The organism is Bradyrhizobium sp. S3.12.5, assembly GCF_040548225.1.
Taxonomy (GTDB): domain Bacteria; phylum Pseudomonadota; class Alphaproteobacteria; order Rhizobiales; family Xanthobacteraceae; genus Bradyrhizobium; species Bradyrhizobium cytisi.
Genome location: NZ_JBEPRF010000028.1, coordinates 70,385 through 94,998, shown reverse-complemented (window position 1 = coordinate 94,998; position 24,614 = coordinate 70,385). Strand labels below are relative to the sequence as shown.

Sequence of the window (24,614 nt, the reverse complement as noted above, 5' to 3'; positions counted from 1 at the left end):
CCTTCGCGGCAAGGGGCCGCCGCCGTCACAAGCGGCGGCCCCGCCCGTGAGCGGCCTAGTAAGCACGCCGCACTACTCGGGGCAGGGATGGCACTCTCGGAGAAAACCGGTGGGCAAGCGCGAGCACTGCGGCTTCGTCGGTTTCGAGCGCGATCTTCTGCGCGAGCATCACATCGCCAGCCGCCAGGGCCCGTTCGGGAACGAAACACCACCCGATCTTAGGCTGCATTTTTTCATCAAGCTCCAAAACATTGCTCATGGTGCGCTGATGAATTCGATATCGTCGACCGGTGTGAGAGCCCGTGACATCGAAATAACCCTCGGCATCAAACTGCGAACGCTGATCCGGAGATAGCCAATCGCGCAAAAGACGCCGCGCACGCGCTTCCGGCCCTTTTTGCTCGAAGAAGCTCCAATACAGCGAACGCAGGGCGCGCAAACGCGCACTACTGCCGACGCCGTTGCGTCTGAACAAAAACATTGCTGTGCCGCGACGGTGGCTAGCCGCCGACGAGGCGCGGATAGAACAGCGTCTCGTCCGCAGTCGGATCAAATGTCCGTACGGCCTTGAGATCGCCGGCCGGCGTCCGAGTAGCAGCGGTAAATCCTTGGTCTGTCAACTTCTTAAAGCGACGCTCAGCCTTGGCCAGCCCCTCGGGGGCGGTTTGGTCAAAAAAATGTCTGCTGTTGCCTGTGTGGTCCATCACGATCTGGGTAGCCATGGAAGAGAACTCCGCAAGTCCTAGCCCCCTCCCGCGGAAGAACCTCGCGGCGCCGGCTGGTGCTCCTAGTCCGGGGAAATTTGCTGTGTTTCCCATTAGGCGCCCCTGACCGGCATCGACGAGAGCCTGATCCGCCGCGACCTGACCCCGGCGTAGCGTGCTGAGCTGATCGCGAAGCAGAAGGCGGCATATGGAGCTCTGCATCCGGAGACGAAGGACGGCGCGAGCGGGCGCCGCGGGAAAAAAGATGCCAACGTGGCGTCTTTTACTTCCGATACCGCCGCTAAGACAGGCAAACCAGAACGGACGATCCAGCGCGACGCGACCTGCGCCAAGGCGCTAGGCCCCGATCTGGAAGCTGTTTCAAGACGTCGCGTACCAACCGACAGGTAAGTCGTCGTGGCCACGATCCTGGTCTATTTGATCTTCAGCCGCGGCTAATCCGGCGCCCCTCAAAGGGGCGAGGCGCCTAAGCGTCGTGATTGCGTAGCCGTGTCCACGGGACTGCCGGGCGGATAGAAGCCGTGCCAAAAAAAGGACCTACAAACGCCCCCGCAAATTGGAAAAGCCCGTGGAGAAGAAATCGTTGTCTGCCGGAGCCTTGAAATGACACGCCTAAAGTGAGGTGATGCCACCCGCAGTGACTACGCGGCGAGCGTAGTCGACATCGACATCGGCATGCCGATCGCGGTGGTGTTGATGCTGGTGCTGCCGTTGGCGTCGACATGTCGACCGATGATGATCGACGCCTTGCTGCCGAACATCATCATTCTGCTGGCGGTCGTAGTCGGAACTATATCCCACCGAGCTGCCGACGGCATTGCTTGGCTCTGGCAATCAAGTGCTCGGCGAGGCGCCCGACGATGGCATTGTCCAATCCGTCTTTCCGCGCTTGCTTCCGTACGGCGGCTACAATGTCCGGAAGCTGCTCGGCCATGGAAATCAGTCCGGCGATCACCTTGTCAGGATCGAGGCGCGCTTCGCGGGCGAACTTCTGCCAATCGCGTAAACCAATCTGGCTGAGCTTGTAATCACCGCCGATTTTCATCGCGAGCTTGATCTTCTGCAGATCGATGTCATCGTAGGGAAGAATGCTGGCGATGTCGTAGAGGGGGCGAGTCGTACGTGAGGGCCACCGGCCAGCAGCAGCGAATAGTTCTTGGCATGAGCATCCGTAGCGCCAATCAGCCAATTGAAGGCTAGCGCCTCGACAAACGTGTCAACGTCGGCGACGCGATCCGTGGAGTAGGTGCGCAAAAGCTCGATCACATCGGCAGGGCTTGGTCCGCCATCGTTTTGATACTTTCTGGTCGGCAGGATCCCGAGCGCCTGGCAGATACGGACGATCTCGTTCCCACTGAACTGCCGGTCGTAGCGCTCGATGACGATGGCGATTTCCTTTCCGAAATGCATCACCTGAGTGTCGGCGACGGGCAGACCGAGATTGCGCGCAAGTGTGATCTGCGCCCATTCGATCGCCCGCGAAAGCCCGTCCACCAGCTTGCGCGAGGCATTGGAATTGTCGTTTATGAACTTCTCTCGCAGCACATAGGCGCCGCCGGTGAACTGGCCGAACAGATCGGTATCGTTGAAGAGAGACCGGATGCCGCCCCGTTCCAGCGCCTTGTCGCGCAAGACGCCGCTCAACGCGCTCACCTCGACCTGGCCCTGGCGCAACGCTTGCTCGCCACTAACCGGCGGGATCGCCACCAACGTGACCTGCCTGGCCTCACCAGCGCTGAGGCCGGACCTAGCCAGATATTCGCGCAGCACGAACTCCAAATGTGCGCCCAGCGTGTTGACCGCCACCTTCTTGCCAATCAGGTCGCGCGCGGTCTTGATCGGGCTGTCGTCCTTCACGAAGTAGCCATAATAGGTGTTGGCGTCGGAGCCGTAATAGCCGACGACCGCCTTGATCGGCGCCTTCGCCGCGATCAATTTGAGGATTGCCCCATAGAACGCGCCGCCGATATCGATATCACCGGTGACGACGGTTTGGATGTCCTGCGGCCCGCTGATGGTGTTGCCGACCCATTTGAGCTTGAGCGGCGTGAGATAGCCGAGGTCCTCGGCCAGCTCGATAAATGTCACCTGCCCGGCCGATCCCAGGTAGCGGATCACGGTCTTATCGAGCGGCGGCTCGGCGAATGCCGGGGCCGTGAGGCCGAGCGCCACGGCGCCGGCCAGCAAAGCCCGCAACCCCTTGCGGGTGGCACGTCCCAATCGGGCGCGCCTCGCGCGAAGCTATCGAAATATAGCGTTCATCATTGCGAACTCTCCTGAGCGAATCCGGATCAAGCGGCTTTGGCGGTCTGGGGCTTGGATGTCTTGACGCGCGTCACGCTGCGGCGACCGTCGACGCTGAGCGGTACATCGCCATCGATGGTGGCGCGGCGCACAACGCGGTGCTGGACGCCATAGTCGTTGACCGCGTAATGTTGCGTGGCGCGATTGTCCCAGATCGCAACGTCGCCGGCCTCCCAGTTCCAGCGCACGGTGTTTTCCGGCGCGGTGATATGCGACTGGAACAGCTCGAACAGCTTCTGGCTGTCGTATTTCGGCAGGCCGACGAAGCGCTGCACGAAATTTCCGAGCACGAGCATGCGCTCGCCAGTCTCGGGATGGACACGGACGACCGGATGCTCGGTCTCGTAGATCGTTCCGGTGAACACCTCGTCGAAGTGCTTTTTGTCCGCTCGGTCGCCCGCGTCTTCACGGCATAGTCATAGGCGTTGCTGTGAACGGCCCACAGTTCGTCGGCGAGCTTGCGCAGCGGCGCCGGCAGGTCGAGATAGGCGGCCGCTGTGTTCGACCAGACGGTGTCACCGCCGTAGGGTGGAATCACCACGCCGCGCAGCACCGAGATTTTCGGATAGGCGTCGACGAACGTCACATCCGTATGCCATTGGTCGGCGCGGCCACCGCCCCGGCCCGAGTCCAGCTCCAGGATTGACGACGTGCCCTTGATCGCGCCGACCGTCGGATGCGGCACCAGCTTGCCGAGCCTGATGGCAAAGCGCTCCTGTTCGGCATCGTCGAGATGTCCCTGGTCACGGAAGAAGATGACCTTGTGTTCCAGCAGCACCTGATTGATGGCACGGATGGTCTCGTCCGAAGGTCGCCCGACAGTTTGATGTTCCTGATCTCGGCGCCGAACCGCGCCGCACGTTTGACGATGTCCGCGGGCGGAATGACGTTATCGATGGTTGTCGTTTCACTCATGATCGTTTCTCGTCACTGCGATCCCCTGGACAAAGCTCCGCCATGCGCCGGTCGCGGAAACGACGGCGGAGATAGATGAAATCATTTCAGGCTAGGGACCCTACTCGGCCGCAACGTGCTCCGGCAGACGGCCCGAGCCGGGACATCGGTCACTGGGATCGGATTGGAGCATGATGAAACGACCTCGCGTTGAGGCCTGAATGGTACGAGCGATCGATCGTCAGTCAATGAAACGAGACCAGCTTTGTTTTCGGCGATAGGCAACGAACGCTTCGCCGTCGATGCTGATACTGAAAGATTCGCAATGATGGCTGCCCGCCCGGCTGCAAGAGGAGCGCAATTTGACGCGACGCAACGCACTTCTCGTCCAGAGACGCGATAAAATCGTTACAGCCGCCCCCATTTCTCGTCGTGACGACTGCCCTCGTCTTTGATTGGCCCTCTGCTCGCAAGCTTCATGCTTGCATCCAATTCAACAACGCAAATACATTTCATCGACATCTGCGTGACTGCAGACGTTGAGTCTCGCTTGCGACAGCTCCCAATGCACGCGGATCTCACAAATGAGCGAACGACGGCAGCTTTCCCTCAACTTCTTCATCTATCCAGATGGCCATCACGAGGCTGCCTGGCGCCACCGGAGTTCGGCAGCCAATCGCATCCTCGACGTCACCTACTATCAGGAGCTGGCGCAGCGCGCTGAAGCGCACAAATTCGACGCGGTCTTCTTCGCTGATGGTCCCGCGCTGGCGGACAATGTCCGGTATGCGCAGCGGTTTCGGCTCGAGCCGATCACCCTGCTCACCGCGATCGCCTCCGCCACCCAGCGGATCGGCCTGATCGCGACCGCATCGACGACCTATACCGAGCCCTACAACCTGGCGCGGTTGTTCGCCTCACTGGATCACATCAGTAGCGGCCGGGCCGGCTGGAACATCGTGACAACGAGCACGCCGCAGGCCGCGCAGAACTTTGGCTTGCCAGAGCACCCTCCGCATCACGAACGCTACGAGCGGGCGCGGGAGTATCTGGACGTCATCACACGGCTTTGGGACAGCTGGGAAGACGACGCGCTCGTCAACGACCCCATCTCGGGTGTTTTCCGCCGACACCGGCAAGATCCACGCAATCAATCACGTCGGAAAGCATTTCCGCGTGCGTGGGCCGCTCAACATCTCAAGGACGCCGCAGGGACGACCGGTCTATGTCCAGGCCGGCTCTTCCGACGACGGACGTGCCTTTGCGGCGCGTTTCGCCGAGGCGATCTTCACCGCGCATCAGACACTAGCGACCGCCCAGGAATTCTATGCCGACATCAAGCGTCAGGCGCGCGCCTTCGCAGTCCCGATCAGATCAAGATTTTGCCCGGCATCAGTCCCTTCATCGCCAGCACGCAGATCGAGGCCGATCGGCTGCAGGACGAGTTCAACGAGCTGATCCAGGCCGAGTATTCGCTGAGCCAGCTGCGCCAGATGATCGGTCTCGACCTCTCCGGGTTTGACCTCGATGGCCCTTTTCCTCGTCATCTGATCGATACCGAGGGCGCCCGCGGGGTGGCCAGCCGATTCAAGCTGGTCATCGACATCGTTGATCGCGAGAAGCCGACGATTCGCCAGCTCGTGCAGCGCCTGGCTGGCGCCCGCGGCCATTGGGCGATTGCCGGACCGCCGGAGAAGATCGCCGACAGGATTCAGAGCTGGTTCGAGAATGGCGCGGCCGACGGTTTCAACGTCATGCCGCCCTGGCTGCCCGGCGGCTTCGACATCTTCGCCGAGCAGGTCGTGCCCATTCTGCGCAAGCGCGGCCTGTTCCGTCACGACTACACGGGCACAACGCTGCGCGATCATTACGGCCTGAGGCGGCCGGCGAGCCTCTTCTCCAATTTGGTTCGGGCGATTGCATAGGTCGCCTGGCAGAGATGGTTTGATCCAATCGATCGTGCGACGAAAATGGGGGGATCGCGGGAAGGCAAGACTGACTGGAGGCGTGTTGATGCGCCGACCGACGAGGAGATCGAAGCGGCGATCAAGAATGATCCGACTGGCAGGAGTTCATGGACGTCGATTGGTCGGATGCCGTGCTCCTGATTCCGCCGAAGAAGAAGGCGATTTCCATTCGCGTCGATGAGGACGTGCTCGAGTTCTTCAAGCGCGAGGGCGAAGGCTATCAGCGCCGTCAACGCGGTGCTGCGGTCCTATATGCAGCAGAAGACGAAGCCGAAGAAGCGCGCGTGACGTGCGACACTGTAGGCCCGTCCCTCGACAGCCGCTTCGCCCCATTTGACGTGCAAGCTTTGATCGCGGCTACTTGATTTCGATGCGACTGTAACGCCGGCGCGCCTCCCCCTTGCGACCACGTATGCGAAGTCATTTCCACAATAGCATCCGGAAGAGGCGCTGCTACCCAATCGCGCACCGGTATCGTCTACGCGCAAGGCGTGGCGGCACTCTCCGCGAGGTGTTCGAGGATGCGGAACAGACTAGTAGGACAAAGACGGCTGCCGATTTCACGCCCATGATCTTTTTCGACCCGGACGGTTTCTGGGAACACGACGCCGAGCTCGACCGCGGCAGTGCAACGAGACGCGGATTGAACGTTTTGCAGCTCATCCAGAAAGTGTTCCGTTATGGGCGCAAGGACGCTGCGTCTACGCTCGGCAAGGTCCGGTTCACCACGGACTTTGCGGAGATCGATGCCGTCGCTTCGCGCGCGCGCCAATCGCACAGCACAATCTGGCGTTTGCGCTGAATCCCTCGCGAGCTCCTCCGCTATTGCGCCGACAGCACTGTGCTACGATACCGCGTGACTGCCGCTCAGTATCGGTCCCGATAGGCGCCGCGCCGCTGGCGCGCGAACGCATACTGGGGATTGACCCCGCAATAGGCGTTAGTACCGCTGGCGGTGGCCATGCATTGGGCGTAGCTGGAGAATTGGCAATTGCCGGGATAGCCCCATATGCGCCCTTGCAAGCAGTAGCTATCCGGCCCTGCAGGCGCAGGCGAAAAATCATAGGTCTGAGCCGAGGCTTGCCGTGCTGCCAAAACCATACTCATCATCAGAATAGTCAAAGCTACAGTGCGCATTGGAACCTCCTCGAAGTCGACACAACGCTAGTGCACTTAAGCAGGAGGCAATATTGATCCAAGTCAATTCACGTTCTCGCTCACAAAACTACGCAGGTGGTGGTCCCGAATAGGTTAACCGTAGAGGATATGCGCGCGCAGTATCACGCGTGACCGGAGATGGCCTTCATCGCTTGGGACGGATAAAACTCCGCTGCGCTCGCGCTTTTCACTTTCAATTTGAGCATCCCAATTGCGGCTTCGCAAGCGCGCCTCAGCTGGGATCAATCATTTCGAGCCGACGGTATTATGTCGGCGTTTGATAGATCATGTCATTGCGCTGCGGCAGTTAGCACCGGCTTTTCTAACCAATTGCCGCTACGTTCGTTCATCAACGCATCCATGCCATTGCGGTGCAGCCAAAGAAGCCCTCGGGCAAGTTGCCGTAAGTCGTTGCGGTCCGCGCCAATAGGTAACCTTCTTGCACGACGAAGAGCGTCGGCAGCCTGCCGCTCCAATGATGATAGCTTGCGTTCCATCTGTTGCCCGGCAACTCGATATTTGGCCCTTGGCGAACGCTTATCTAGCTCACTTCAGATATCAGCATTGTGAAATAGCCAATTCAGCCGCCAGCTTGTGCGCCAGGCACTGTCACTCATTTCTATGCCAAATTGGTTGGCTTCCGCCCGACGAAGAACTCTCCACCGTTGCTGGCCTAGCTCGTTAGGTGTGTCGCGCTCGCAACGTCACAATTGTTCCATCGGCGTTCGACTCGTTTTTGACTTCACAGGGCGGCGAGTCCGGCGTTTGATTATGGGGGGCCCCCGGGGTAAGGGCTTTCATCTCGAAGGTACCTTGAGCCGAGTCTAAGAGATCGCTGTCCAGCGCCAGCGGTCTCTTCGCTAGCTTCATCGGGAGAGTCCGTTCGATGCCGACGCAAGTATGGGCTCTCGCCACGTCGATCGGCTGGACGGTCGTCGTGGCCGTGATCCTGCTCTATTTGATCTTCGGCCCTGGCTAATCCGGCGCCCGTTAAAGGGTGCGAGACGCTTAAACGTCGTTGATTGTGCAGCCGTGTCCGCGGGAATGCCAGGCGGATAGACAAGAAGGCTATCGTGCGACCTTAAAAGGAAGATCTGTTTCTACGTATCCTGTGGAGGTACCTAGAAGCGAAACGGCCATCACGAGCCGGAGATTGAAGGGGCGTTCGCCTGAAGAAATAGCCACGATAAATCTGCAATAAGGATTCTCGTGACCGGCAACACTGTCGGGATGATGCTCAGACCGCCTATTTTGACTTAAATTCCGCGGTCGAGCGCTCTTTCGAGGGATTTCACCACACCGATCAATTGCGCAGCATGTGGATCTGCAAGGCCGGTGCGAGCGCTTCCCTGCGCTGTGATCCGTCTGGTGCTCGAGAAGCAACTCGGCAGCTCAGCGCGATGTTGACGTGTCCAAGCTGCACGCACCTGAAGTGAATTCCGTGGCAAGACGTATAACGGTCTCTTGCGCCACGGATGGCAACCATGGCAGATCAACTGCTCAAGGCGCCCAGCTCGTTGGTGCAAAATGCGCCATCTTCGTTCATTCAGGCCTAAACAACGAGCCGATTCGGCTCTTGTCGATCACGACCGCGTTTGGAGGTTTCCTCGAGCGTATCGTCTTCGCGGATTCGCTCGAGAACGTGCTGGCGATCGCAACCGGCGACGAGCTGGACGGCTGGCGCGATGGCGCTGGCGGCGACTTCGCGCATTTCCTGCGGCTTGCGGACAGTCTGGCATTGACCGGGCTCGGTCGGGGCCACGGGGCTGATGATGAGCTACGGCGCCTAACACGGTGTCGACGGCGAGTTGTTTCCGCGCGGCCTGTTCAGCCAGCGCGCAATCGTCGAACCGCTGCCGCTGACGCAGATCACCGAGGACGTCTCGCATTCCTGGATGCGGGTTTCCTTTGCGGATCCCGCCCATAGCAGCACAGTCGCAGATCCCGACAAGCCGGCGGCCTATAGCTGGTGCAAGGCGCCGCGGCTGTCGGGCCAGCCGATCGAGGTCGGTGCGATCGCGCGCCAGACGGTGGCGGGCCAGGCACCGATTACGGATCTGGTCGCGCGGGACGGCACCAACGAGCGCAGCCGCGTGATCGCACGGCTGATCGAGACCGCGCCCATCGCGCTTGCCATGGAGCAGTGGACGCGCGCACTGCGGCTGTCGGAGCCGTTCTGCGACAAATCGCGCGAGTTCCCCGACAGAAGCTATGTCGGCTTCCTCGATGCTGCCCGCGGCAGTCTCGGGCACTGGATGGCGGTGCGCGACGGCAAGATCGAGCGCTACCAGATCATCGCGCCGACCACCTGCAACTTCTCGCCGCGCGAATCCTTCGACGTCGGCGGCCTGCTGGAGCAGGCGCTGGTCGGCACTAATGTCGGTGACGCCGGCCCGCGTGCGGTTGCGATCCAGCACATCGTGCGCTCGTTCGATCCCTGCATGGTGTGCACCGCGCATTGACCGGAAACTTCGTTGCCGGCTGCAAATCGAATTGTTTCTGCTTCTCGTGTTGGCAGCGTCCTCGCGTACCGTTCATGAAAGTGGTCCAACTCCGCAACATTATGGAATCTCTCCACTTTTGAATCTCTCCAGGCCGTTGGCCTGCTTCTTGCTACCCTTTGCGTCATCGAAAAGTCAAAGCCGAAGGCGGGAGGATTCATGGGCGCGGCGACGGAAACGTTTTACAGCGTGATCAGGCGGCAAGGCATCACCCGTCGGAGCTTTCATAAATTCTGCAGCCTGACGGCGACAAGTCTCGGACCGCTGGCGGCGAGCCGCATTGCGAACGCGCTCGAGACTAAGCCGCGCGTGCCCGTGATCTGGATGCACGGCCTTGAATGCACCTGCTGTTCGGAGAGCTTCATCCGCTCCGCGCATCCGCTGGTCAAGGATGCGGTGCTGTCGATGATCTCGCTCGACTACGACGACACCATCATGGCGGCTGCGGGCCACCAGGCCGAAGCCATCCTCGAGGAGACCCGCGCCAAGCACAAAGGCCAGTATATCCTCGCGGTGGAAGGCAATCCGCCGCTGAACGAAGGCGGGATGTTCTGCATCGACGGCGGCAAGCCGTTCGTCGAGAAGCTGAAGATGATGGCCGAGGACGCGATGGCAATCATTGCCTGGGGCGCCTGCGCCTCCTGGGGCTGCGTGCAGGCGGCAAAGCCCAATCCGACACAGGCAACTCCGATCGACAAGGTGATCACCAACAAGCCCATCATCAAGGTGCCGGGATGCCCCCCGATCGCCGAGGTGATGACCGGCGTCGTCACCTTCATCACCACCTTCGGCAAGCTGCCCGAGCTCGATCGCCAGGGCCGACCGAAGATGTTCTACTCGCAGCGCATTCATGACAAGTGCTACCGGCGCCCGCATTTCGACGCGGGGCAGTTCGTCGAGGAGTGGGACGACGAGGCCGCGCGCAAGGGCTATTGCCTCTACAAGATGGGCTGCAAGGGGCCGACCACCTACAACGCCTGCTCGACCGTGCGCTGGAACGGCGGCGTGTCCTTCCCGATCCAGTCGGGTCACGGCTGTATCGGCTGCTCGGAGGACGGCTTCTGGGACAAGGGCTCGTTCTACGACCGTCTCACCAACATTAAGCAGTTCGGCATCGAGAAGACCGCCGATCAGATCGGCATGGTGGCGGCCGGCGCCGTCGGCGCCGCGGTGGCTGTGCATGCGGCTGTGACCGCTGTCAAGCGGCTCGCGGCCAAGCGCGAAGACGCCGACCACAATAGCTGATCGAAAAGACACAGCAGGGCAGGACAATCATGGGTATCCAGACTCCCAACGGCTTCAATCTCGACAATTCCGGCAAGCGCATCGTCGTGGACCCCGTGACACGTATCGAAGGTCACATGCGGGTCGAGGTCAATGTCGACGCCGACAACGTCATCCGCAACGCGGTCTCCACTGGCACGATGTGGCGCGGCATCGAGGTGATCCTGAAGAACCGCGATCCGCGCGACACCTGGGCGTTCACCGAACGGATCTGCGGCGTCTGCACCGGCACGCACGCGCTGACCTCGGTGCGCGCGGTCGAGAACGCGCTCGGGATCACCATCCCGCAGAACGCCAATTCGATCCGCAACCTGATGCAGCTTGCCCTGCAGGTGCACGACCACGTCGTCCATTTCTATCACCTTCACGCGCTGGACTGGGTCGACGTGGTCTCCGCGCTCTCGGCCGATCCGCGGGCGACCTCGACGCTAGCGCAATCGATCTCGAGCTGGCCGCTGTCGTCGCCCGGCTACTTCAAGGATCTGCAGACCCGGCTGAAGAAGTTCGTCGAGTCCGGACAGCTCGGTCCGTTCAAGAATGGCTATTGGGGCAGCAAGGCCTACAGGCTGCCGCCCGAAGCCAATCTGATGGCGGTGGCGCATTATCTGGAGGCGCTCGATTTCCAGAAGGAGATCGTCAAGATTCACACCATCTTCGGCGGCAAGAACCCGCATCCTAACTGGCTCGTCGGCGGCGTGCCCTGTCCGATCAATGTCGACGGCACCGGCGCTGTCGGCGCCGTCAACATGGAACGGCTGAACCTGATCTCCTCGATCATCGACCGTCTTATCGAGTTCAACGAAATGGTCTATCTGCCCGACGTGGCGGCGATCGGCTCATTCTACAAGGATTGGCTCTATGGCGGCGGCCTTTCGAGCCAGAGCGTGCTCTCGTATGGCGATGTGCCAGAACATGCCAACGACTATTCCGCCAAGAGCCTGAAGCTGCCGCGCGGCGCCATTATCAACGGCAACCTGTCCGAGGTGCTTCCGGTCGACCACGCCGATCCCGACGAGATCCAGGAGTTCGTGGTGCACTCCTGGTACAAATATCCCGACGAGACCAAGGGACTTCATCCCTGGGACGGCGTCACTGAGCCGAATTACGTGCTGGGACCCAACGCGAAGGGCACCAAGACGGCGATTGAGCAGCTCGACGAAAGCGGCAAGTACTCCTGGATCAAAGCGCCGCGCTGGCGCGGTCACGCCATGGAGGTCGGCCCGCTGGCGCGCTGGGTCGTCGGCTACGCGCAGAACAAGGCGGAGTTCAAGGATCCCGTCGACAAATTCCTTCGGGATCTGAACCTGCCGATGTCGGCGCTGTTCTCGACGCTCGGCCGCACGGCGGCGCGTGCGCTCGAATCCGTCTGGGCCGGACGCCAGATGCGCTACTTCCAGGACAAGCTCGTCGCCAACATCAAAGCCGGCGACAGCTCGACCGCCAATGTCGACAAGTGGAAGCCGGAGAGCTGGCCGAAGGAGGCCAAGGGAGTCGGCTTCACCGAGGCGCCGCGCGGCGCGCTCGCGCACTGGGTCAAGATCAAGGACACCAAGATCGACAACTACCAGTGCGTGGTGCCGACGACCTGGAACGGCTCGCCGCGCGACCCCAAGGGAAATATTGGCGCCTTCGAGGCGTCGCTGATGAACACGCCGATGGTCAATCCCGAGCAGCCGCTGGAGATCCTGCGCACCATCCATTCCTTCGATCCGTGCCTGGCCTGTTCGACGCACGTCATGAGCCCGGACGGCCAGGAGCTCGCCAAGGTCAAGGTCAGGTAGGAGAGGATCATGATGGATGCAGTTGCTCCCGCCTCGGACGCCAGGCCCGACCTCGCGGCGATCGCAGCCGATGCTTCCGGAGAACGTGCGGTGGGTCGTCCCAGCGTCTATGTCTACGAAGCGCCGGTACGGATCTGTCACTGGGTGAACGCGTTCTCGATTATCGTGCTTATGGTGACCGGCTATCTGATCGGAACGCCGTTGCCGACGGTCGCGGGCGAGGCGTCCGACAATTTCGTGGTGGGCTACATCCGCTTCGCCCATTTCGCCGCGGGACAGGTGCTTGCGGTATACTTCCTCACGCGCATCCTGTGGGCTCTCGTCGGCAACCACCACTCTCGGCAGATCTTCTACATCCCGGTTCACCGCAAGCAGTTCTGGAAGGAAGTGCTGCACGAAATCCGCCGGTACGCGTTCATGGAGCGCGAGCCGAAGATGCATGTCGGCCACAATCCGCTGGCGCAGACCGCGATGTTCACGGGCTTCACGCTGTTCGTGGCCTTCATGATCGTCACCGGCTTTGCACTCTATTCGGAAGGTCATGGCATCGACAGCTGGCAGGACAAGCTGTTCGGCTGGGTGTTTGCGATCTGGCCAAACAGCCAGGACGTCCACACCTGGCATCATCTCGGGATGTGGGCGCTGGTCGTGTTCGTGATGGTGCACATCTACACGGCGATCCGCGAAGACATCATGTCGCGTCAGAGCATCATCTCCTCCATGATCTCGGGCGAACGGCAATTCCGCGACTGAGACGGGAACGCCAAGTGAAGCCGACATTCTCGCAAGACGATCGCATCCTGGTGCTCGGCATCGGCAATATCCTGTGGGCCGACGAAGGGTTTGGCGTGCGCGCGGTGGAGGAATTTCACCGCCGCTACGTCGTGCCCGATAACGTCACCATCCTCGATGGCGGCACGCAAGGACTCTATCTCGTCAACTATCTGGAAGAGGCGGACCGCCTGATCGTGTTCGACGCGATCGACTATGGCCTCGAGCCCGGCCAGTTGAAGCTTGTGCGTGACGACGAGGTGCCGCGTTTCACCGGCGCCAAGAAGATGAGCCTGCACCAAACCGGTTTCCAGGAAGTCATCAGCGCGGCCGACCTGCTCGGCCGTTGCCCGAAACATCTGGTGCTGATCGGCTGCCAGCCGCTCGATCTCGAGGACTGGGGTGGGCCGCTGACGCCGCCGGTGCGCGACCAAATCGCGCCGGCGATCAATCTCGCTTGCGCCATCCTGGCCGAATGGGGCCTCACGGTGAGCCAACGCGCCGAGCCATTGCCAGATATCGAGCGGCTGCTCGCCAATGACATTGATCATCTCCATTACGAGACGCGGCCGGCCTGATCGGCCACACTGCCGGAGATTTGCCCATGTGCCTCGGCCTGCCCATGACGATTGTCGAGACCGACGGGATCTCGGCGCTGTGCGCGTATCGCGGCGAGCAGCGCCGCGTCTCTGTGCTGCTGCTCTCGAATCCTCCGGTCGGCGCCAAGGTGCTGGTCTATATCGATACCGCGATCCGGCTGCTGGACGAGGACGAGGCACGCCTGATCGCGAATGCGATCGAAGGTCTCAGCGCGGCGCTCGACGGCGAGGATTGCGACCGCTTCTTCGCAGACCTCATCGACCGCGAGCCGCAATTACCCGAGCACCTGCGGTCCGACTAGGATCGCCGCTGCTTCTCCCGTTTGATGCGTTGACGACATCAGTGACCGGCCGGCCTCAGCGGCCGCTGTGCGCCTGGAAGGTCGATTTCTACCTGCAAAGGCAGCTCTCACCAGATGCGGCAAGTATCTTTCCATTGAAGCTTGGCTTACAGTCGGCGCCAAGAAATACATGATCTGGATCAATGGGATAAATCCGGACATGTGATAACCGATCCTGGCACGTGGCTTGCTGACCTCTAGTTCGGCAAAACCACAAGCTTGTCAGGAGAGGTTCGATGGAATTCCAGGTGAGAGAGCATGATCTGGCGCGGAGTGGTCTGCCCGAGGTCGATGCTGCGACGGTCGATCTTTTTCTTGGCGGAGCGGACGAGGCCGGTGCGGTCGCGGTGCTGCTGTCGGCGGGCGATCCCAACCGGTTTCCGGAGGCAATCGATGTTGCCGTGGTGCTGCCCGAGCTTATCGCGGCGTTCGGCAATCGGCTGCGCGGTGCGATCATCGCACGCGACGCTGAGCGTGCGCTCGGCGAGCGCTTCGAGGTGCGGGTGCAGCCGACGCTGATCTTCGTCGCCAACGGCAAGACGCTGGGGTTGATCGCCAAGATCCAGGACTGGTCGGTCTATGCCGACCGCATCACCAAGCTGATCGACCGGCCCCGCGGGCAAGGCGCCGCAGTCGCCGTCACCATCGTTCCCCAGCATCGCGCACAAGAGCTCGGGCTGTGAAGGCCAGCTTCTGGGATGCGCCCGAAGGCGCCGAGCAACCAGTCAACGTGTTTCCGATCGGCGAAGAGAGTCTCAATGCAGCGAAGGGCAGCCTGACGGCGGCCGGCGCGCTCGCAAAGCTTGCAACGCTCGACCGTGCGGAGCTTGCAAAGAGCTGCCCGAACGCGGTCGCGCTGCTCTCGAGGATCGCGGATGCCATCGCGGATCAAAAGGCGAACGCGCCGACAACACTGTTTCGGCTGGCTAATTTCAACGATCTCGAGAGCAAGCTGGTGGCCGACGTGCTCGGCCGAGGCGAGGTCGCCGGCGTCGTCGCGCTGCCGGACGGATCGCTGGCGCAGATCCAGGAATCGGTGCTGGCGGGGATTTGGCGTGTGCGGCTCGAGACCGACGCCACTTCCGAATATCTCGAGATCGGCGCGGTTCCCAAGATCGTCAAGCGTGCGGCTGCCGACCTGACATCCGCCGATTTCGAAATCGGGCAGGTGCCGGCGGGCGCCATGAACGTGTTGCCGGTGCTCGCCGAAATCCGCGAGCGGGCACAGGCTTGGCGGCCCGGCATTCGCTCGCAGATCATCAACTTCACGCTGCTGCCGATGAGCCCGGTCGACATGAGCTTCCTGCAGGACACGATCCGGAATGGACCGATTCAGCTGGTGTCGCGCGGCTATGGCACCTGCCGGGTGCTCTCCACCGGCATCCGCAATGTCTGGTCGGTGCAGTTCTTCAACGCCATCGACACTATCATTCTCGATACGCTCGAAGTCGGCGGCGTGCCGACGGTTGCGCTGGCAGCGGACGAGGATTTCGAGCATTCCGCCGAGCGGCTGCGAGAAATCATCGAGGCCTACTTCAAATGAGCGCCTTCGAGAATTTTGGCGTGCGCCAGGACGTCGCCGACGTCACACGGCTGGAATGCGGCATCTGCTGGACCGTCTACGATCCGGCGGATGGCGATGAGGTAGCGCAGATCGCGCCGGGCACGCCGTTCGCGGCGCTGCCGGAGGAGTGGCACTGCCCGAATTGCGACGCGCCAAAATCCAAGTTCATGGCGATCGAAACATGACAGGCAGCGCGCCAGCGAGTGCGTCAGGTCCTGCCGGCGACGCCGACGCCGCGGCGTGGGGCGAGCTTCTGGCCGCAAGCTACCAGGAGATCGGCGAACGCGCGATGCGCGATCTACCCATCTACAACGATGCGCTCGGCGTTGAGGCGGTCGGTTTCCGCCCCTTCAACGGTACGATCGTCGGCATCATGGTCACGCCGTGGTTCTTGAACGTGGCGATGCCGGCGGGCGCGGTGACGCCAGCCACCCCGGGCGCGACCGTGCGAATGCGTTTTCCAGCGGGCGATATCGAATTCACCCTCAGCGAGGTCGCCCGGATCGGCCGGATCGCGAGCTGCTCGCTGTTCTCGCCGATGTTCCAAGTCGCCGACATGGATGCCGCGCGAGCGACGGCCGAAGCCGCGCTTGCCGAATTGATGCTGCCGGCGGACAGCGAGGAGACGGTTCGCCGCCGCGAGCCCGCGACAAGCCCGATCGATCGGCGCAACTTCCTGCGGGGTGCCTTGACGGAGCGACTTGGATGAGTCTCTCGTTCCGCAACGAGATCGATATTACGGTGCTGTTGTCCGGCGCCACGATCACCGACGTCGCGATCAAGCCGCGCAACCGGCCGCCGCTGACGCGGCTGTTTGCGGGAAAGCCCGCGGCTTCGCTGCTTCCGGTGCTGCCGCGTCTGTTCTCGCTGTGCTCGATCGCCCATCACGTGGCGTTCCAGTCGGCGGTGGAAGCCGCGCAAGGGTGGGAGGCGGCTCCCGCAACGGTGCGGCGCCGCGTCACCGCAGTCGTCGTCGAGCGGCTGACCGAACTGCTGCGCGGCCTGTTCGTCAGACGGCTCGCGCTCGGCGGCACAAACGCTCCGGCGGTGCGTGCCGTAATGCAGGCAAGCGCGCTGCTTGGGGGCGCGGACGAGGCCGTCCCGCCGGCCTTGCATCGCGACGCGGTGGTGCAGATCAAGGCCGCGCTCGGCGCGATGGGGATCGCCGGCGAAGAAGACGAGAAGCCCGCGCCGAGCAGCCCGCTCGCCGCCACCGTCGCGGGATGCCACGGCAAGCTGGTGTCAGAGCCGAAGGGCGATCCATCCTTCCTGACGGTGGCGGACGATTTGGACATCGTCACGCGTCTGCTGGCGGACGGTGCGGCCTATTCCGATGCGCCGGACCTCTGCGGCCGCATTCCGGAAACCGGCGTCTGGGCGCGCAGGGCACGCCGTGAAGCGGTCTCGGCGGCGGAAGCGGGCTCCGCCGCGCGTCTGAAGGCGCGGATCGCCGAGGTCGCGCGGCTCAGCGCCTGGCTCGATCGTGGCGATGCGGATCTCGATGAAGGCGTCGTCGCGAGCTACCGGCTCGGCGCGGGCAAGGGGGCAGCCGCGGTCGAATGCGCACGCGGGCGCCTCCATCACGCCGTCGCACTGGACGACGAGGATCGCGTCGTCAACTTCGAGTTCCTGGCACCGACCGAGTGGAATTTTCACGCCCGCGGACCGCTGGTCAGGAGCCTCAAGGGCGCTACGCTCGCGACCGGCCGGCAGGGACAGGAAGCGGTTCGCGCGCTGGTCGGCTCCTTCGATCCCTGCGTCGGCTTCAGCCTGCAATTTCGCGAGGCCGGCCATGCATGAGATGGCGCTGTGCGAAGGCATCGTCGGTATCGTCGAGGAGGAAGCGCGCAAGCGCGCTTTCATCAAGGTGAACGTCGTCTGTCTGGAGATCGGTGCGCTGAGCCATGTCGCGCCGGAGGCGCTGAAATTCTGCTTCGAGGCCGTGGCCGCGCGGACCATCGCGCAAGGCGCGCGGCTCGAGATCGTCGAGACCCCGGGCACGGCTTGGTGCATGGCCTGTTCCAAAACCGTTGAGATCGGGCAGCGTTACGAGCCGTGTCCGTCCTGCGGCGGCTACCAAGTGCAGATGACGGGCGGCGAAGAGATGCGCGTAAGGGAATTGGAGGTCGATTGATGTGTACGGTCTGCGGCTGCAGCGACGGCAAGGCATCGATCGAAGATGCGCATGGTCATCATCATGATCACGGCGATGGCCATGAGCACGGCGGGCACCATCATTATCACCGCGGTGATGGCCACGATCACGGTCACCACCATCACCACGGTGGTGCCCACGACCACGCCGCCGATGAGGCCGGGCTGCTCGACTCCGGCGCCAATCCCGCGGGCCAGAAGAACGCCGGTATGGGCAGCGACCGCATCATCCAGGTCGAGCGCGACATCCTCGGCAAGAACGACCGGCTTGCGGCCGACAACCGCGCCCGCTTCGCGGCCGACGGCGTGCTCGCTTTTAATCTGGTCTCCAGCCCCGGTGCCGGCAAGACCTCGCTGCTGGTCCGCGCCGTGTCCGAGCTGAAGGCAAGCTTTGCGATCGGCGTAATCGAAGGCGACCAGCAGACCTCCAACGATGCCGAGCGCATTCGCGCGACCGGCGTGCCGGCGATCCAGGTCAATACCGGCAAGGGCTGTCACCTCGACGCCGCCATGGTCGGCGAGGCCTATGACCGGCTGCCCTGGCTGAACGGCGGCCTGCTCTTCATCGAGAATGTCGGCAACCTGGTTTGCCCGGCGGCGTTCGATCTTGGCGAGGCTTGCAAGATCGTGGTGTTCTCGACCACCGAGGGCGAGGACAAGCCGCTGAAATACCCCGACATGTTCGCAGCCTCCTCGCTGATGCTGGTCAACAAGATCGATCTCGCGCCCATGCTCGATTTCGATATGGCGAAGACCATCGATTATGCGCGCCGGGTCAACCCGAAGATCGAGGTGCTGACGGTGTCGGCGCGCACCGGCGAAGGCTTTGCGGCGTTCCTTGCCTGGATCCGCAAGCGGATGGCGGCGACGACGCCTGCCGCCATGACGGCGGAGTGACGATGGGCGGCGAGGCCACGGCGGGGGACGGACGGCGGCTGCGCCTGCACGTGCGCGGCGCGGTACAGGGCGTCGGCTTTCGCCCCTATGTCTACGGCCTCGCCACGCGCTACCGCCTCGGCGGCTTCGTCGCCAACGATTCCCATGGCGTCGTCATCGAGGTCGAGGGCGAGCGCGCGTCGGACTTCGTCAGGGCACTGCCGCTGGAAAAGCCGCCGCTCGCCCGGATCGACGAGATCTCGGTGCAGCCGGTCGGGGCGGTGGCGAGCGAGGGGTTTTATATCCGCGCGAGCGACCAGGGCAAGGTGTCGACACGTATCGTCGCCGATGCCGCGACCTGTCCAAAATGCCTGAGCGAGCTGTTCGATCCAGCCAGCCGGTTCTATCGCTACCCCTTCGTCAACTGCACCCATTGCGGTCCGCGCTATACCATTGCCGAGCGGCTTCCTTACGACCGCGCGACCACGGCCATGAAGCGCTTTGCGATGTGCAAGGCCTGTGCGGGCGACTATGCCGATCCCGACAGCCGCCGCTTCCATGCCGAAGCGATCGCCTGCCCGCAATGCGGCCCGCGGCTCAGCCACGGTATTGAGGACATCGCTGCCGCGATCGCGGCAGGCAAGATCGTCGCAGTCAAGGGGCTCGGCGGTTATCAGCTCGTCTGTGATGCCCGGGACGAGGCGGCCGTGCAGCGCCTGCGCCTGCGCAAGCGGCGCGACCAGAAGCCGTTTGCCGTCATGGTTGGCACGGTGGACGCGGTCGCCGGCATCGCCGACGCCGATGCTGCCGAGCTCGCCTTGCTCGAGACGTCGCCGCGGCCGATCGTGCTGTTGACATCGCGCCATCGGCTCTCGCCGGCGATCGCGCCGGAGCTGGCGCGGATCGGCATCGCGCTGCCGGTCACTCCGCTCCTTCATTTGATCTTCGAGGCGCTGGATGCGGCGCATCCGCTCGCGGGCGAGAGCTGGGCGATCGTCGCCACCAGCGGCAACCCCGGCGGCGAGCCGCTTCTGATCGACAATCGCGAGGCCGAGCTGCGGCTTGCCGGCATCGCCGACCTCATCGTCAGCCATGATCGCGACATCGTCACCCACGCCGACGATTCCGTGGCGGCCGTCGTCGCCGGCCGGACGCAGTTCATCCGCCGTGCGCGCGGCTACGTGCCGGAGCCGGTTCGGCTGGCGCGACCGGTGCCGCCGATCCTTGCGGTCGGCGGCGCGTTGAAGTCGACCGTGACGGTCACGCGCGGTAGCGAGGCCTTCGTTTCCCAGCACGTCGGCGACCTCGACACCGCCGAAGGCGTCCGTGTCTTCGAGGAAACCATCGGCCACCTGCTGTCGACGCTGGACGTCGAGCCGGCGGTTATCGCCCATGATCTGCACCCGAACATAGCCTCGACCCGTCTCGCCGAAGCGAGCGGGCGGCGGCTGATCGCAGTCCAGCACCATCATGCCCATGCCGCCTCCGTGATGGCGGAGCATGGCCGCGCGGGATCTGCGTTGGCGCTGGTGCTCGACGGCTTCGGCCAGGGCAGCGACGGCGGCAATTGGGGGGGCGAGCTCCTGCTGTGCGAGCGCGCGCAGTTCCGGCGGCTCGGCCATCTGGCGCCGATGAAGATGGCGGGCGGCGATCGCGCCGCGCGCCAGCCGTGGCGCATGGCTGCGAGCGCATTGCACGGCCTCGCCCGCGGCAACGCGATCGCGACCCGGTTTGCGGCGCAGCCGAAGGCTAAGCGTCTCCATGTCTTGCTCGACCAGCCGGGCGTACCGGTGACGACCAGCGCCGGCCGGCTGTTCGACGCGGCCGCGGGGCTGCTCGGTCTTTGCCAAGTGCAGAGCTATGAGGGCGAAGCCGCGATGAAACTGGAGGCGCTGGTTCGCGTGCCGCGCTCCATGAAAGACGGCTGGACGATCAAGGATGGGGTGCTGTCCCTGTTTCCGTTGCTTGCGCGCCTTGCGGCCGAGGGCATCGATCCGGTCGAGGGGGCCGGGCTGTTCCATGGTACGTTCGCCGCTGCCTGCGTTGACTGGATCGCCCGTGCGGCGCGCGAGACCGGCGTCACGACCGTCGCCCTGAGCGGCGGCTGCTTTCTCAACGCGATCCTCAGTTGCGAGATCGAGCGCGGCTGTATCGCCGCCGGTCTCTTGCCGCTGCTGCCGCGGCAAGTGCCGCCCAATGACGGCGGTCTCAGCCTCGGCCAGGCCTGGATCGCCGCGCTCCAACTCGAACAGTACGGCCTGGAAGGAACCGCCTGATGTGTCTCGCGATACCTGCTGAGGTCACGAAGCTCCTGCCCGACGAGATGGCGATCGTCTCGATCGACGGCGTCCGCAAGGAGATATCGGTTGCCTTGATCGAGAATCTCGCCGTCGGCGACTATGTGATCATCCATGTCGGCTATGCCCTGACGAAGATCGATCCGGAGGAGGCAATGCGGACGCTCGAGCTGCAGCGCGAGCTTAGCGCCGAGGGGCAGGGAGCCGCGTCATGAAATATGCCGACGAGTTTCGCGACAAGGAGATCGCGCTCGGACTTGCGAAAGCGATCCGCGCGGAAGCCGATCCGCAAAAGCTCTATCGCTTCATGGAATTCTGCGGCGGCCATACCTACGCGATCTCGCGTTACGGCCTCGAGGACATGCTGCCGAAGAACGTGCGGATGATCCACGGCCCCGGCTGCCCGGTGTGCGTGCTGCCGGCCGGACGCATCGACATGGCGATCCGGCTCGCCGAGCGGCCGGACGTCATCCTGTGCGTCTATGGCGACCTGATGCGCGTTCCCGGCTCGCAGGGCGCATCGCTGTTGAAGGCGAAGGCGCGCGGCGCCGACATCCGCATGGTCTATTCCACCATTGACGCGATCCGGATCGCTCAGGACAATCCCGGACGCGAGGTCGTGTTCTTCGCCATCGGCTTCGAGACCACGACGCCGCCGACTGCAGTCATGATCCGGCTGGCGCAGAAGAAGCAGCTCGAAAACTTCACCGTGTTCTGCAACCACGTGCTGACGCCGCCGGCGATGCGGAACATCCTGGAAAGTCCCGACATCCGCAACATCGGCCGGATCAAGATCGACGGTTTCGTCGGGCCGGCCCATGTCTCGACGATCATCGGCACGGCCCCTTACGAGTTCTTTGCCGAGGAGTTCGGCAAGCCCGTGGTGATCGCGGGCTTCGAGCCGCTCGACATGATGCAGGCGATCCTGATGCTGGTGCGGCAGGTCAACGAGGAAAGGCATGAAGTCGAGAACCAGTACAGCCGCGCGGTGAACCGCGACGGCAATCTGCGTGCCAAGGAGGAGGTCTCCGACATCTTCGAGCTGCGAGATCAGTTCGAATGGCGGGGGCTCGGACAGGTTCCCTATAGCGGGCTGAAGCTGAAGCGCGCTTACGTCATATACGACGCCGAGTTGCGCTGCGACATGCACGAGCTGCGCGTCGACGACAATCCCGCCTGCGAATGTGGCGCCATCCTGCGTGGCGTGAAGAAGCCGGTCGACTGCAAGCTGTTCGGCACCGTCTGCACGCCGGAGACGCCCATGGGCTCGTGCATGGTCTCCTCCGAAGGCGCCTGCGCCGCACACTGGACCTATGGCCGCTTCCGCGACCACCAGCAAAGGCGCGTGTCATGAAGGCCTACCAGCGCAAGCTCGACATCAGGAACGGCTGCGTCGACCTGTCCCACGGCTCGGGCGGCCGGGCCATGGCGCAGTTGATCTCGGGTCTGTTCCACGAGGCCTTCGGCAATGAATGGCTGGCACGCGGCAACGACCAGTCGGCATTCGACGTTGGTGCCGGGCGCATGGTGATGACGACCGATGGCTATGTGGTCTCGCCGCTGTTCTTCCCTGGCGGCAATATCGGCTCGCTTGCAGTGCACGGCACCGTCAACGATATCGCCATGGCCGGTGCACGCCCGCTCTACCTCTCTGCAAGCTTTATCATCGAGGAAGGCTTCCGCTTCGCCGACCTCAAGATGATCGCGGAATCGATGGGCGAGGCTGCGCGCACGGCCGGCGTTCACATCGTCACCGGCGACACCAAGGTGGTCGAGCGCGGCAAGGCCGACGGCTTGTTCATCTCGACCGCCGGCATCGGGGTCGTGCCCCACGGGCTCGATCTCTCGGCGGAGAATGCCCGCGTCGGCGATCGCGTCCTGATCTCGGGCACGCTCGGCGATCACGGCGTGGCGATAATGTCGAAGCGGCAGAATCTCGCCTTCGAGACCGAGATCGTCTCGGATTCGGCGGCGCTGAACGATCTCGTCGCGAAGATGGTCGAAGCCGGCGGCCGCGGCATCCGCCTGATGCGCGATCCCACCCGCGGCGGCCTTGCCGCCACGCTGAACGAGATCGCCCAGCAGTCTGACCTCGGCTTCCATCTTCGCGAGGAGGCGATCCCGGTCAAACCGGGCGTCGCGGCAGCGTGCGAGCTGCTCGGGCTCGATCCGCTCCATGTCGCCAATGAGGGCAAGCTGGTCGCGATCGTGGCGCCCGAAAATGCTGCTGCAGTGCTGGCCGCGATGCGGGCGCATCCGCTTGGCCGAGACGCCGCCGACATCGGCGAAGCCGTGGCCGACGATCATCATTTCGTGCAGATGGCCACGAGCTTCGGTGGCGGGCGGATCGTCGACTGGCTGTCGGGCGAGCAATTGCCGAGAATCTGTTGAGGCAAATCATGCGCATCCTGCTCCTGTCGCATTCCTTCAACAGCCTGACGCAGCGGCTGCGAGCTCATGGCAAGCTTGCGCCGGATCCGCTCGATCGCGGCCGGCAGCACCCAATATTTGAAGGGAGCACCGTTGCGCAAGGCGCCGGGTTTGCGGGCGAGCACCGGCACATAGTGCCAGGGATCGTAGGTCGTCTCGCCGCGACCGAAGGATCGTGGATGCTCGGCAACGATCCGTCCGTCCTGACGGATCAGGATGGGATCGGCATAGGCTTGAACCTCCACCGGCCGTCCGACTGCGCTGGCTGCGACTGAGTACTTGTTGTTGTCGAAGCGCACCAGGCAGGTCTTCGAGACCGATGCCGTCACCGCATGGAAGCCGTCGAAACGGCCGGCATAGGGAACGAGTTTGGGGCGTTCGGCTTCGAACACGTCCCAGATCGTCTGATCGGCCAGCTCCGGATGGCGATGCGCCTTGGCGTAGGCAATGCATTTGTCGAGCAGCCAGGCATTCAACTCGTCGAGGTTTTTGAACCGCAGCCGCGGCGTGAAGAAGCGTTCCCGGACCAGCCCAACCTGGTTCTCGACCTGCCCCTTCTCCCAGCCCGACGCTGACGTGCAGGCAACGGGATCGACCAGATAGTGGCTGCACATCTGCAGGAAGCGGCGATTGTAGAGACGGCCTTTACCGACGAAGATCGTCTCTACGGCGGTCTTCATGTTGTCGTAGATGCCGCGGGTGCAGGCGCCTTTGAACAGGGCGAACGCCCGGTCGTGGGCGTCGAACACCATCTCCTGCATCTCCCGCGGATAGGCCCGCACGAACAGCATGCGGCTGTGACAGAGCCGGACATGGGCAGCCTTCACCATCACCGTGGTGCCGCTCAGCAGGACGACCTCGTGGCTCCAGTCGAACTGGTAGGCTTCGCCTGGGGCAAAGCTGAGCGGCACATGGGCCGACGCTGTCGAGGTGCCGCGTTCCTTGCTCCACCGCTTGGCGTTTATCGA

Annotated in this window: 24 protein-coding genes and 4 pseudogenes; 20 read left to right on the top strand and 8 right to left on the bottom strand. The window is 63.1% G+C overall.

Annotated elements, in window-relative coordinates; genetic code table 11:
- Positions 1 to 55: 55 nt before the first annotated feature.
- The 6 genes and pseudogenes from ABIC09_RS31955 to ABIC09_RS31930 all read right to left on the bottom strand — a co-directional run bounded on the left by ABIC09_RS31955 (position 56) and on the right by ABIC09_RS31930 (position 3,944).
- Positions 56 to 481, bottom strand: a complete 426-nt coding sequence (locus tag ABIC09_RS31955) for a hypothetical protein (RefSeq protein WP_354111766.1) — start codon at positions 479 to 481, stop codon at positions 56 to 58.
- Between the two features lie 19 nt (positions 482 to 500).
- The gene (locus tag ABIC09_RS31950; protein ID WP_354111765.1) at positions 501 to 722 is read right to left on the bottom strand and encodes a hypothetical protein; all 222 of its coding nucleotides are present in this window, start codon (positions 720 to 722) and stop codon (positions 501 to 503) included.
- A 644-nt stretch (positions 723 to 1,366) separates the two neighbouring features.
- Complete coding sequence (locus ABIC09_RS31945; RefSeq protein WP_354111764.1) at positions 1,367 to 1,492, bottom strand: hypothetical protein; 126 nt, start codon at positions 1,490 to 1,492, stop codon at positions 1,367 to 1,369.
- Positions 1,493 to 1,515: 23 nt separating this feature from the next.
- Positions 1,516 to 1,770 carry a hypothetical protein gene (locus ABIC09_RS31940; protein WP_354111763.1) on the bottom strand — a complete coding sequence of 85 codons (255 nt, stop codon included), beginning with the start codon at positions 1,768 to 1,770 and terminating at the stop codon, positions 1,516 to 1,518.
- Positions 1,767 to 2,897 carry a HipA domain-containing protein gene (locus ABIC09_RS31935; protein WP_354111762.1) on the bottom strand — a complete coding sequence of 377 codons (1,131 nt, stop codon included), beginning with the start codon at positions 2,895 to 2,897 and terminating at the stop codon, positions 1,767 to 1,769. The genes ABIC09_RS31940 and ABIC09_RS31935 overlap by 4 nt, the downstream gene beginning before the upstream one ends.
- Positions 2,898 to 3,016: 119 nt before the next feature.
- Positions 3,017 to 3,944: pseudogene (locus ABIC09_RS31930) on the bottom strand (TauD/TfdA dioxygenase family protein).
- Positions 3,945 to 4,507: 563 nt separating this feature from the next.
- Here ABIC09_RS31930 and ABIC09_RS31925 point away from each other — a divergent pair.
- The 3 genes and pseudogenes from ABIC09_RS31925 (at position 4,508) to ABIC09_RS31915 (ending at position 6,692) form a co-directional block, all read left to right on the top strand.
- A pseudogene (locus ABIC09_RS31925) lies at positions 4,508 to 5,848 on the top strand (LLM class flavin-dependent oxidoreductase).
- Between the two features lie 149 nt (positions 5,849 to 5,997).
- Positions 5,998 to 6,255 (top strand): BrnA antitoxin family protein, encoded by a 258-nt coding sequence (locus ABIC09_RS31920; protein ID WP_279692850.1) that lies wholly within the window; start codon positions 5,998 to 6,000, stop codon positions 6,253 to 6,255.
- 203 nt (positions 6,256 to 6,458) lie between these two features.
- Positions 6,459 to 6,692 carry a hypothetical protein gene (locus ABIC09_RS31915; protein WP_354111761.1) on the top strand — a complete coding sequence of 78 codons (234 nt, stop codon included), beginning with the start codon at positions 6,459 to 6,461 and terminating at the stop codon, positions 6,690 to 6,692.
- A gap of 65 nt (positions 6,693 to 6,757) precedes the next feature.
- Here ABIC09_RS31915 and ABIC09_RS31910 read toward each other — a convergent pair whose 3' ends face one another.
- Positions 6,758 to 7,027 (bottom strand): DUF3551 domain-containing protein, encoded by a 270-nt coding sequence (locus tag ABIC09_RS31910; protein ID WP_354111760.1) that lies wholly within the window; start codon positions 7,025 to 7,027, stop codon positions 6,758 to 6,760.
- Positions 7,028 to 8,609: 1,582 nt separating this feature from the next.
- Here ABIC09_RS31910 and ABIC09_RS31905 point away from each other — a divergent pair.
- The 17 genes and pseudogenes from ABIC09_RS31905 to hypE all read left to right on the top strand — a co-directional run.
- Positions 8,610 to 9,507, top strand: a pseudogene (locus ABIC09_RS31905) (hypothetical protein); the annotation flags it as partial.
- 201 nt (positions 9,508 to 9,708) lie between these two features.
- Positions 9,709 to 10,794 (top strand): hydrogenase small subunit, encoded by a 1,086-nt coding sequence (locus ABIC09_RS31900; protein WP_354111759.1) that lies wholly within the window; start codon positions 9,709 to 9,711, stop codon positions 10,792 to 10,794.
- A gap of 29 nt (positions 10,795 to 10,823) precedes the next feature.
- Complete coding sequence (locus ABIC09_RS31895; protein WP_354111758.1) at positions 10,824 to 12,614, top strand: nickel-dependent hydrogenase large subunit; 1,791 nt, start codon at positions 10,824 to 10,826, stop codon at positions 12,612 to 12,614.
- Positions 12,615 to 12,623: 9 nt separating this feature from the next.
- Positions 12,624 to 13,367 (top strand): Ni/Fe-hydrogenase, b-type cytochrome subunit, encoded by a 744-nt coding sequence (gene cybH / locus ABIC09_RS31890; RefSeq protein ID WP_354111757.1) that lies wholly within the window; start codon positions 12,624 to 12,626, stop codon positions 13,365 to 13,367.
- A 14-nt stretch (positions 13,368 to 13,381) separates the two neighbouring features.
- On the top strand, positions 13,382 to 13,963 hold the full coding sequence (locus ABIC09_RS31885) for a HyaD/HybD family hydrogenase maturation endopeptidase (RefSeq protein ID WP_354111756.1): 582 nt from the start codon (positions 13,382 to 13,384) through the stop codon (positions 13,961 to 13,963).
- A gap of 26 nt (positions 13,964 to 13,989) precedes the next feature.
- Positions 13,990 to 14,286 (top strand): HypC/HybG/HupF family hydrogenase formation chaperone, encoded by a 297-nt coding sequence (locus tag ABIC09_RS31880; protein WP_354111755.1) that lies wholly within the window; start codon positions 13,990 to 13,992, stop codon positions 14,284 to 14,286.
- 275 nt (positions 14,287 to 14,561) lie between these two features.
- Positions 14,562 to 15,008, top strand: coding sequence for a thioredoxin domain-containing protein (locus ABIC09_RS31875; protein WP_354111754.1), 447 nt, complete (start codon positions 14,562 to 14,564; stop codon positions 15,006 to 15,008).
- Entirely contained in the window at positions 15,005 to 15,868 is an 864-nt protein-coding gene (locus tag ABIC09_RS31870) for a hydrogenase expression/formation protein (protein ID WP_354111753.1), read from the top strand. The genes ABIC09_RS31875 and ABIC09_RS31870 overlap by 4 nt, the downstream gene beginning before the upstream one ends.
- On the top strand, positions 15,865 to 16,074 hold the full coding sequence (locus tag ABIC09_RS31865) for a rubredoxin (RefSeq protein ID WP_239625902.1): 210 nt from the start codon (positions 15,865 to 15,867) through the stop codon (positions 16,072 to 16,074). The genes ABIC09_RS31870 and ABIC09_RS31865 overlap by 4 nt, the downstream gene beginning before the upstream one ends.
- Complete coding sequence (gene hybE / locus ABIC09_RS31860) at positions 16,071 to 16,598, top strand: [NiFe]-hydrogenase assembly chaperone HybE (protein WP_354111752.1); 528 nt, start codon at positions 16,071 to 16,073, stop codon at positions 16,596 to 16,598. Before ABIC09_RS31865 ends, hybE begins: the two co-directional genes overlap by 4 nt.
- Positions 16,595 to 17,689, top strand: a complete 1,095-nt coding sequence (locus tag ABIC09_RS31855; protein ID WP_354111751.1) for a nickel-dependent hydrogenase large subunit — start codon at positions 16,595 to 16,597, stop codon at positions 17,687 to 17,689. The genes hybE and ABIC09_RS31855 overlap by 4 nt, the downstream gene beginning before the upstream one ends.
- The gene (gene hypA, locus ABIC09_RS31850; RefSeq protein ID WP_354111750.1) at positions 17,682 to 18,023 is read left to right on the top strand and encodes a hydrogenase maturation nickel metallochaperone HypA; all 342 of its coding nucleotides are present in this window, start codon (positions 17,682 to 17,684) and stop codon (positions 18,021 to 18,023) included. Before ABIC09_RS31855 ends, hypA begins: the two co-directional genes overlap by 8 nt.
- Positions 18,023 to 18,940 carry a hydrogenase nickel incorporation protein HypB gene (gene hypB / locus ABIC09_RS31845; RefSeq protein ID WP_354111749.1) on the top strand — a complete coding sequence of 306 codons (918 nt, stop codon included), beginning with the start codon at positions 18,023 to 18,025 and terminating at the stop codon, positions 18,938 to 18,940. Before hypA ends, hypB begins: the two co-directional genes overlap by 1 nt.
- Positions 18,941 to 18,942: 2 nt before the next feature.
- Complete coding sequence (gene hypF / locus ABIC09_RS31840; protein ID WP_354111748.1) at positions 18,943 to 21,195, top strand: carbamoyltransferase HypF; 2,253 nt, start codon at positions 18,943 to 18,945, stop codon at positions 21,193 to 21,195.
- Positions 21,195 to 21,431, top strand: coding sequence for a HypC/HybG/HupF family hydrogenase formation chaperone (locus ABIC09_RS31835; RefSeq protein ID WP_027515990.1), 237 nt, complete (start codon positions 21,195 to 21,197; stop codon positions 21,429 to 21,431). Before hypF ends, ABIC09_RS31835 begins: the two co-directional genes overlap by 1 nt.
- Complete coding sequence (gene hypD / locus ABIC09_RS31830; RefSeq protein ID WP_354111747.1) at positions 21,428 to 22,570, top strand: hydrogenase formation protein HypD; 1,143 nt, start codon at positions 21,428 to 21,430, stop codon at positions 22,568 to 22,570. The genes ABIC09_RS31835 and hypD overlap by 4 nt, the downstream gene beginning before the upstream one ends.
- A complete protein-coding gene (gene hypE, locus ABIC09_RS31825) occupies positions 22,567 to 23,607 on the top strand; it encodes a hydrogenase expression/formation protein HypE (protein ID WP_354111746.1) in 1,041 nt (346 codons plus the stop codon). Before hypD ends, hypE begins: the two co-directional genes overlap by 4 nt.
- Before the next feature lie 35 nt (positions 23,608 to 23,642).
- On the opposite strand, the pseudogene istA reads toward hypE, so the two are convergent.
- Positions 23,643 to 24,605, bottom strand: a pseudogene (gene istA, locus ABIC09_RS31820) (IS21 family transposase); the annotation flags it as partial.
- Between the last annotated feature and the right edge of the window lie 9 nt (positions 24,606 to 24,614).

Bases quoted from the DNA above. Each gene is read 5' to 3' on its own strand.
- ABIC09_RS31955 (WP_354111766.1), bottom strand. From the start codon at position 481: ATGTTTTTGTTCAGACGCAACGGCGTCGGCAGTAGTGCGCGTTTGCGC.
- ABIC09_RS31950 (WP_354111765.1), bottom strand. From the start codon at position 722: ATGGCTACCCAGATCGTGATGGACCACACAGGCAACAGCAGACATTTT.
- ABIC09_RS31945 (WP_354111764.1), bottom strand. From the start codon at position 1,492: ATGATGATGTTCGGCAGCAAGGCGTCGATCATCATCGGTCGACATGTC.
- ABIC09_RS31940 (WP_354111763.1), bottom strand. From the start codon at position 1,770: ATGAAAATCGGCGGTGATTACAAGCTCAGCCAGATTGGTTTACGCGAT.
- ABIC09_RS31920 (WP_279692850.1), top strand. From the start codon at position 5,998: ATGGACGTCGATTGGTCGGATGCCGTGCTCCTGATTCCGCCGAAGAAG.
- ABIC09_RS31915 (WP_354111761.1), top strand. From the start codon at position 6,459: ATGATCTTTTTCGACCCGGACGGTTTCTGGGAACACGACGCCGAGCTC.
- ABIC09_RS31910 (WP_354111760.1), bottom strand. From the start codon at position 7,027: ATGCGCACTGTAGCTTTGACTATTCTGATGATGAGTATGGTTTTGGCA.
- ABIC09_RS31900 (WP_354111759.1), top strand. From the start codon at position 9,709: ATGGGCGCGGCGACGGAAACGTTTTACAGCGTGATCAGGCGGCAAGGC.
- ABIC09_RS31895 (WP_354111758.1), top strand. From the start codon at position 10,824: ATGGGTATCCAGACTCCCAACGGCTTCAATCTCGACAATTCCGGCAAG.
- cybH (WP_354111757.1), top strand. From the start codon at position 12,624: ATGATGGATGCAGTTGCTCCCGCCTCGGACGCCAGGCCCGACCTCGCG.
- ABIC09_RS31880 (WP_354111755.1), top strand. From the start codon at position 13,990: ATGTGCCTCGGCCTGCCCATGACGATTGTCGAGACCGACGGGATCTCG.
- ABIC09_RS31875 (WP_354111754.1), top strand. From the start codon at position 14,562: ATGGAATTCCAGGTGAGAGAGCATGATCTGGCGCGGAGTGGTCTGCCC.
- ABIC09_RS31865 (WP_239625902.1), top strand. From the start codon at position 15,865: ATGAGCGCCTTCGAGAATTTTGGCGTGCGCCAGGACGTCGCCGACGTC.
- hybE (WP_354111752.1), top strand. From the start codon at position 16,071: ATGACAGGCAGCGCGCCAGCGAGTGCGTCAGGTCCTGCCGGCGACGCC.
- ABIC09_RS31855 (WP_354111751.1), top strand. From the start codon at position 16,595: ATGAGTCTCTCGTTCCGCAACGAGATCGATATTACGGTGCTGTTGTCC.
- hypA (WP_354111750.1), top strand. From the start codon at position 17,682: ATGCATGAGATGGCGCTGTGCGAAGGCATCGTCGGTATCGTCGAGGAG.
- hypB (WP_354111749.1), top strand. From the start codon at position 18,023: ATGTGTACGGTCTGCGGCTGCAGCGACGGCAAGGCATCGATCGAAGAT.
- hypF (WP_354111748.1), top strand. From the start codon at position 18,943: ATGGGCGGCGAGGCCACGGCGGGGGACGGACGGCGGCTGCGCCTGCAC.
- ABIC09_RS31835 (WP_027515990.1), top strand. From the start codon at position 21,195: ATGTGTCTCGCGATACCTGCTGAGGTCACGAAGCTCCTGCCCGACGAG.
- hypD (WP_354111747.1), top strand. From the start codon at position 21,428: ATGAAATATGCCGACGAGTTTCGCGACAAGGAGATCGCGCTCGGACTT.
- hypE (WP_354111746.1), top strand. From the start codon at position 22,567: ATGAAGGCCTACCAGCGCAAGCTCGACATCAGGAACGGCTGCGTCGAC.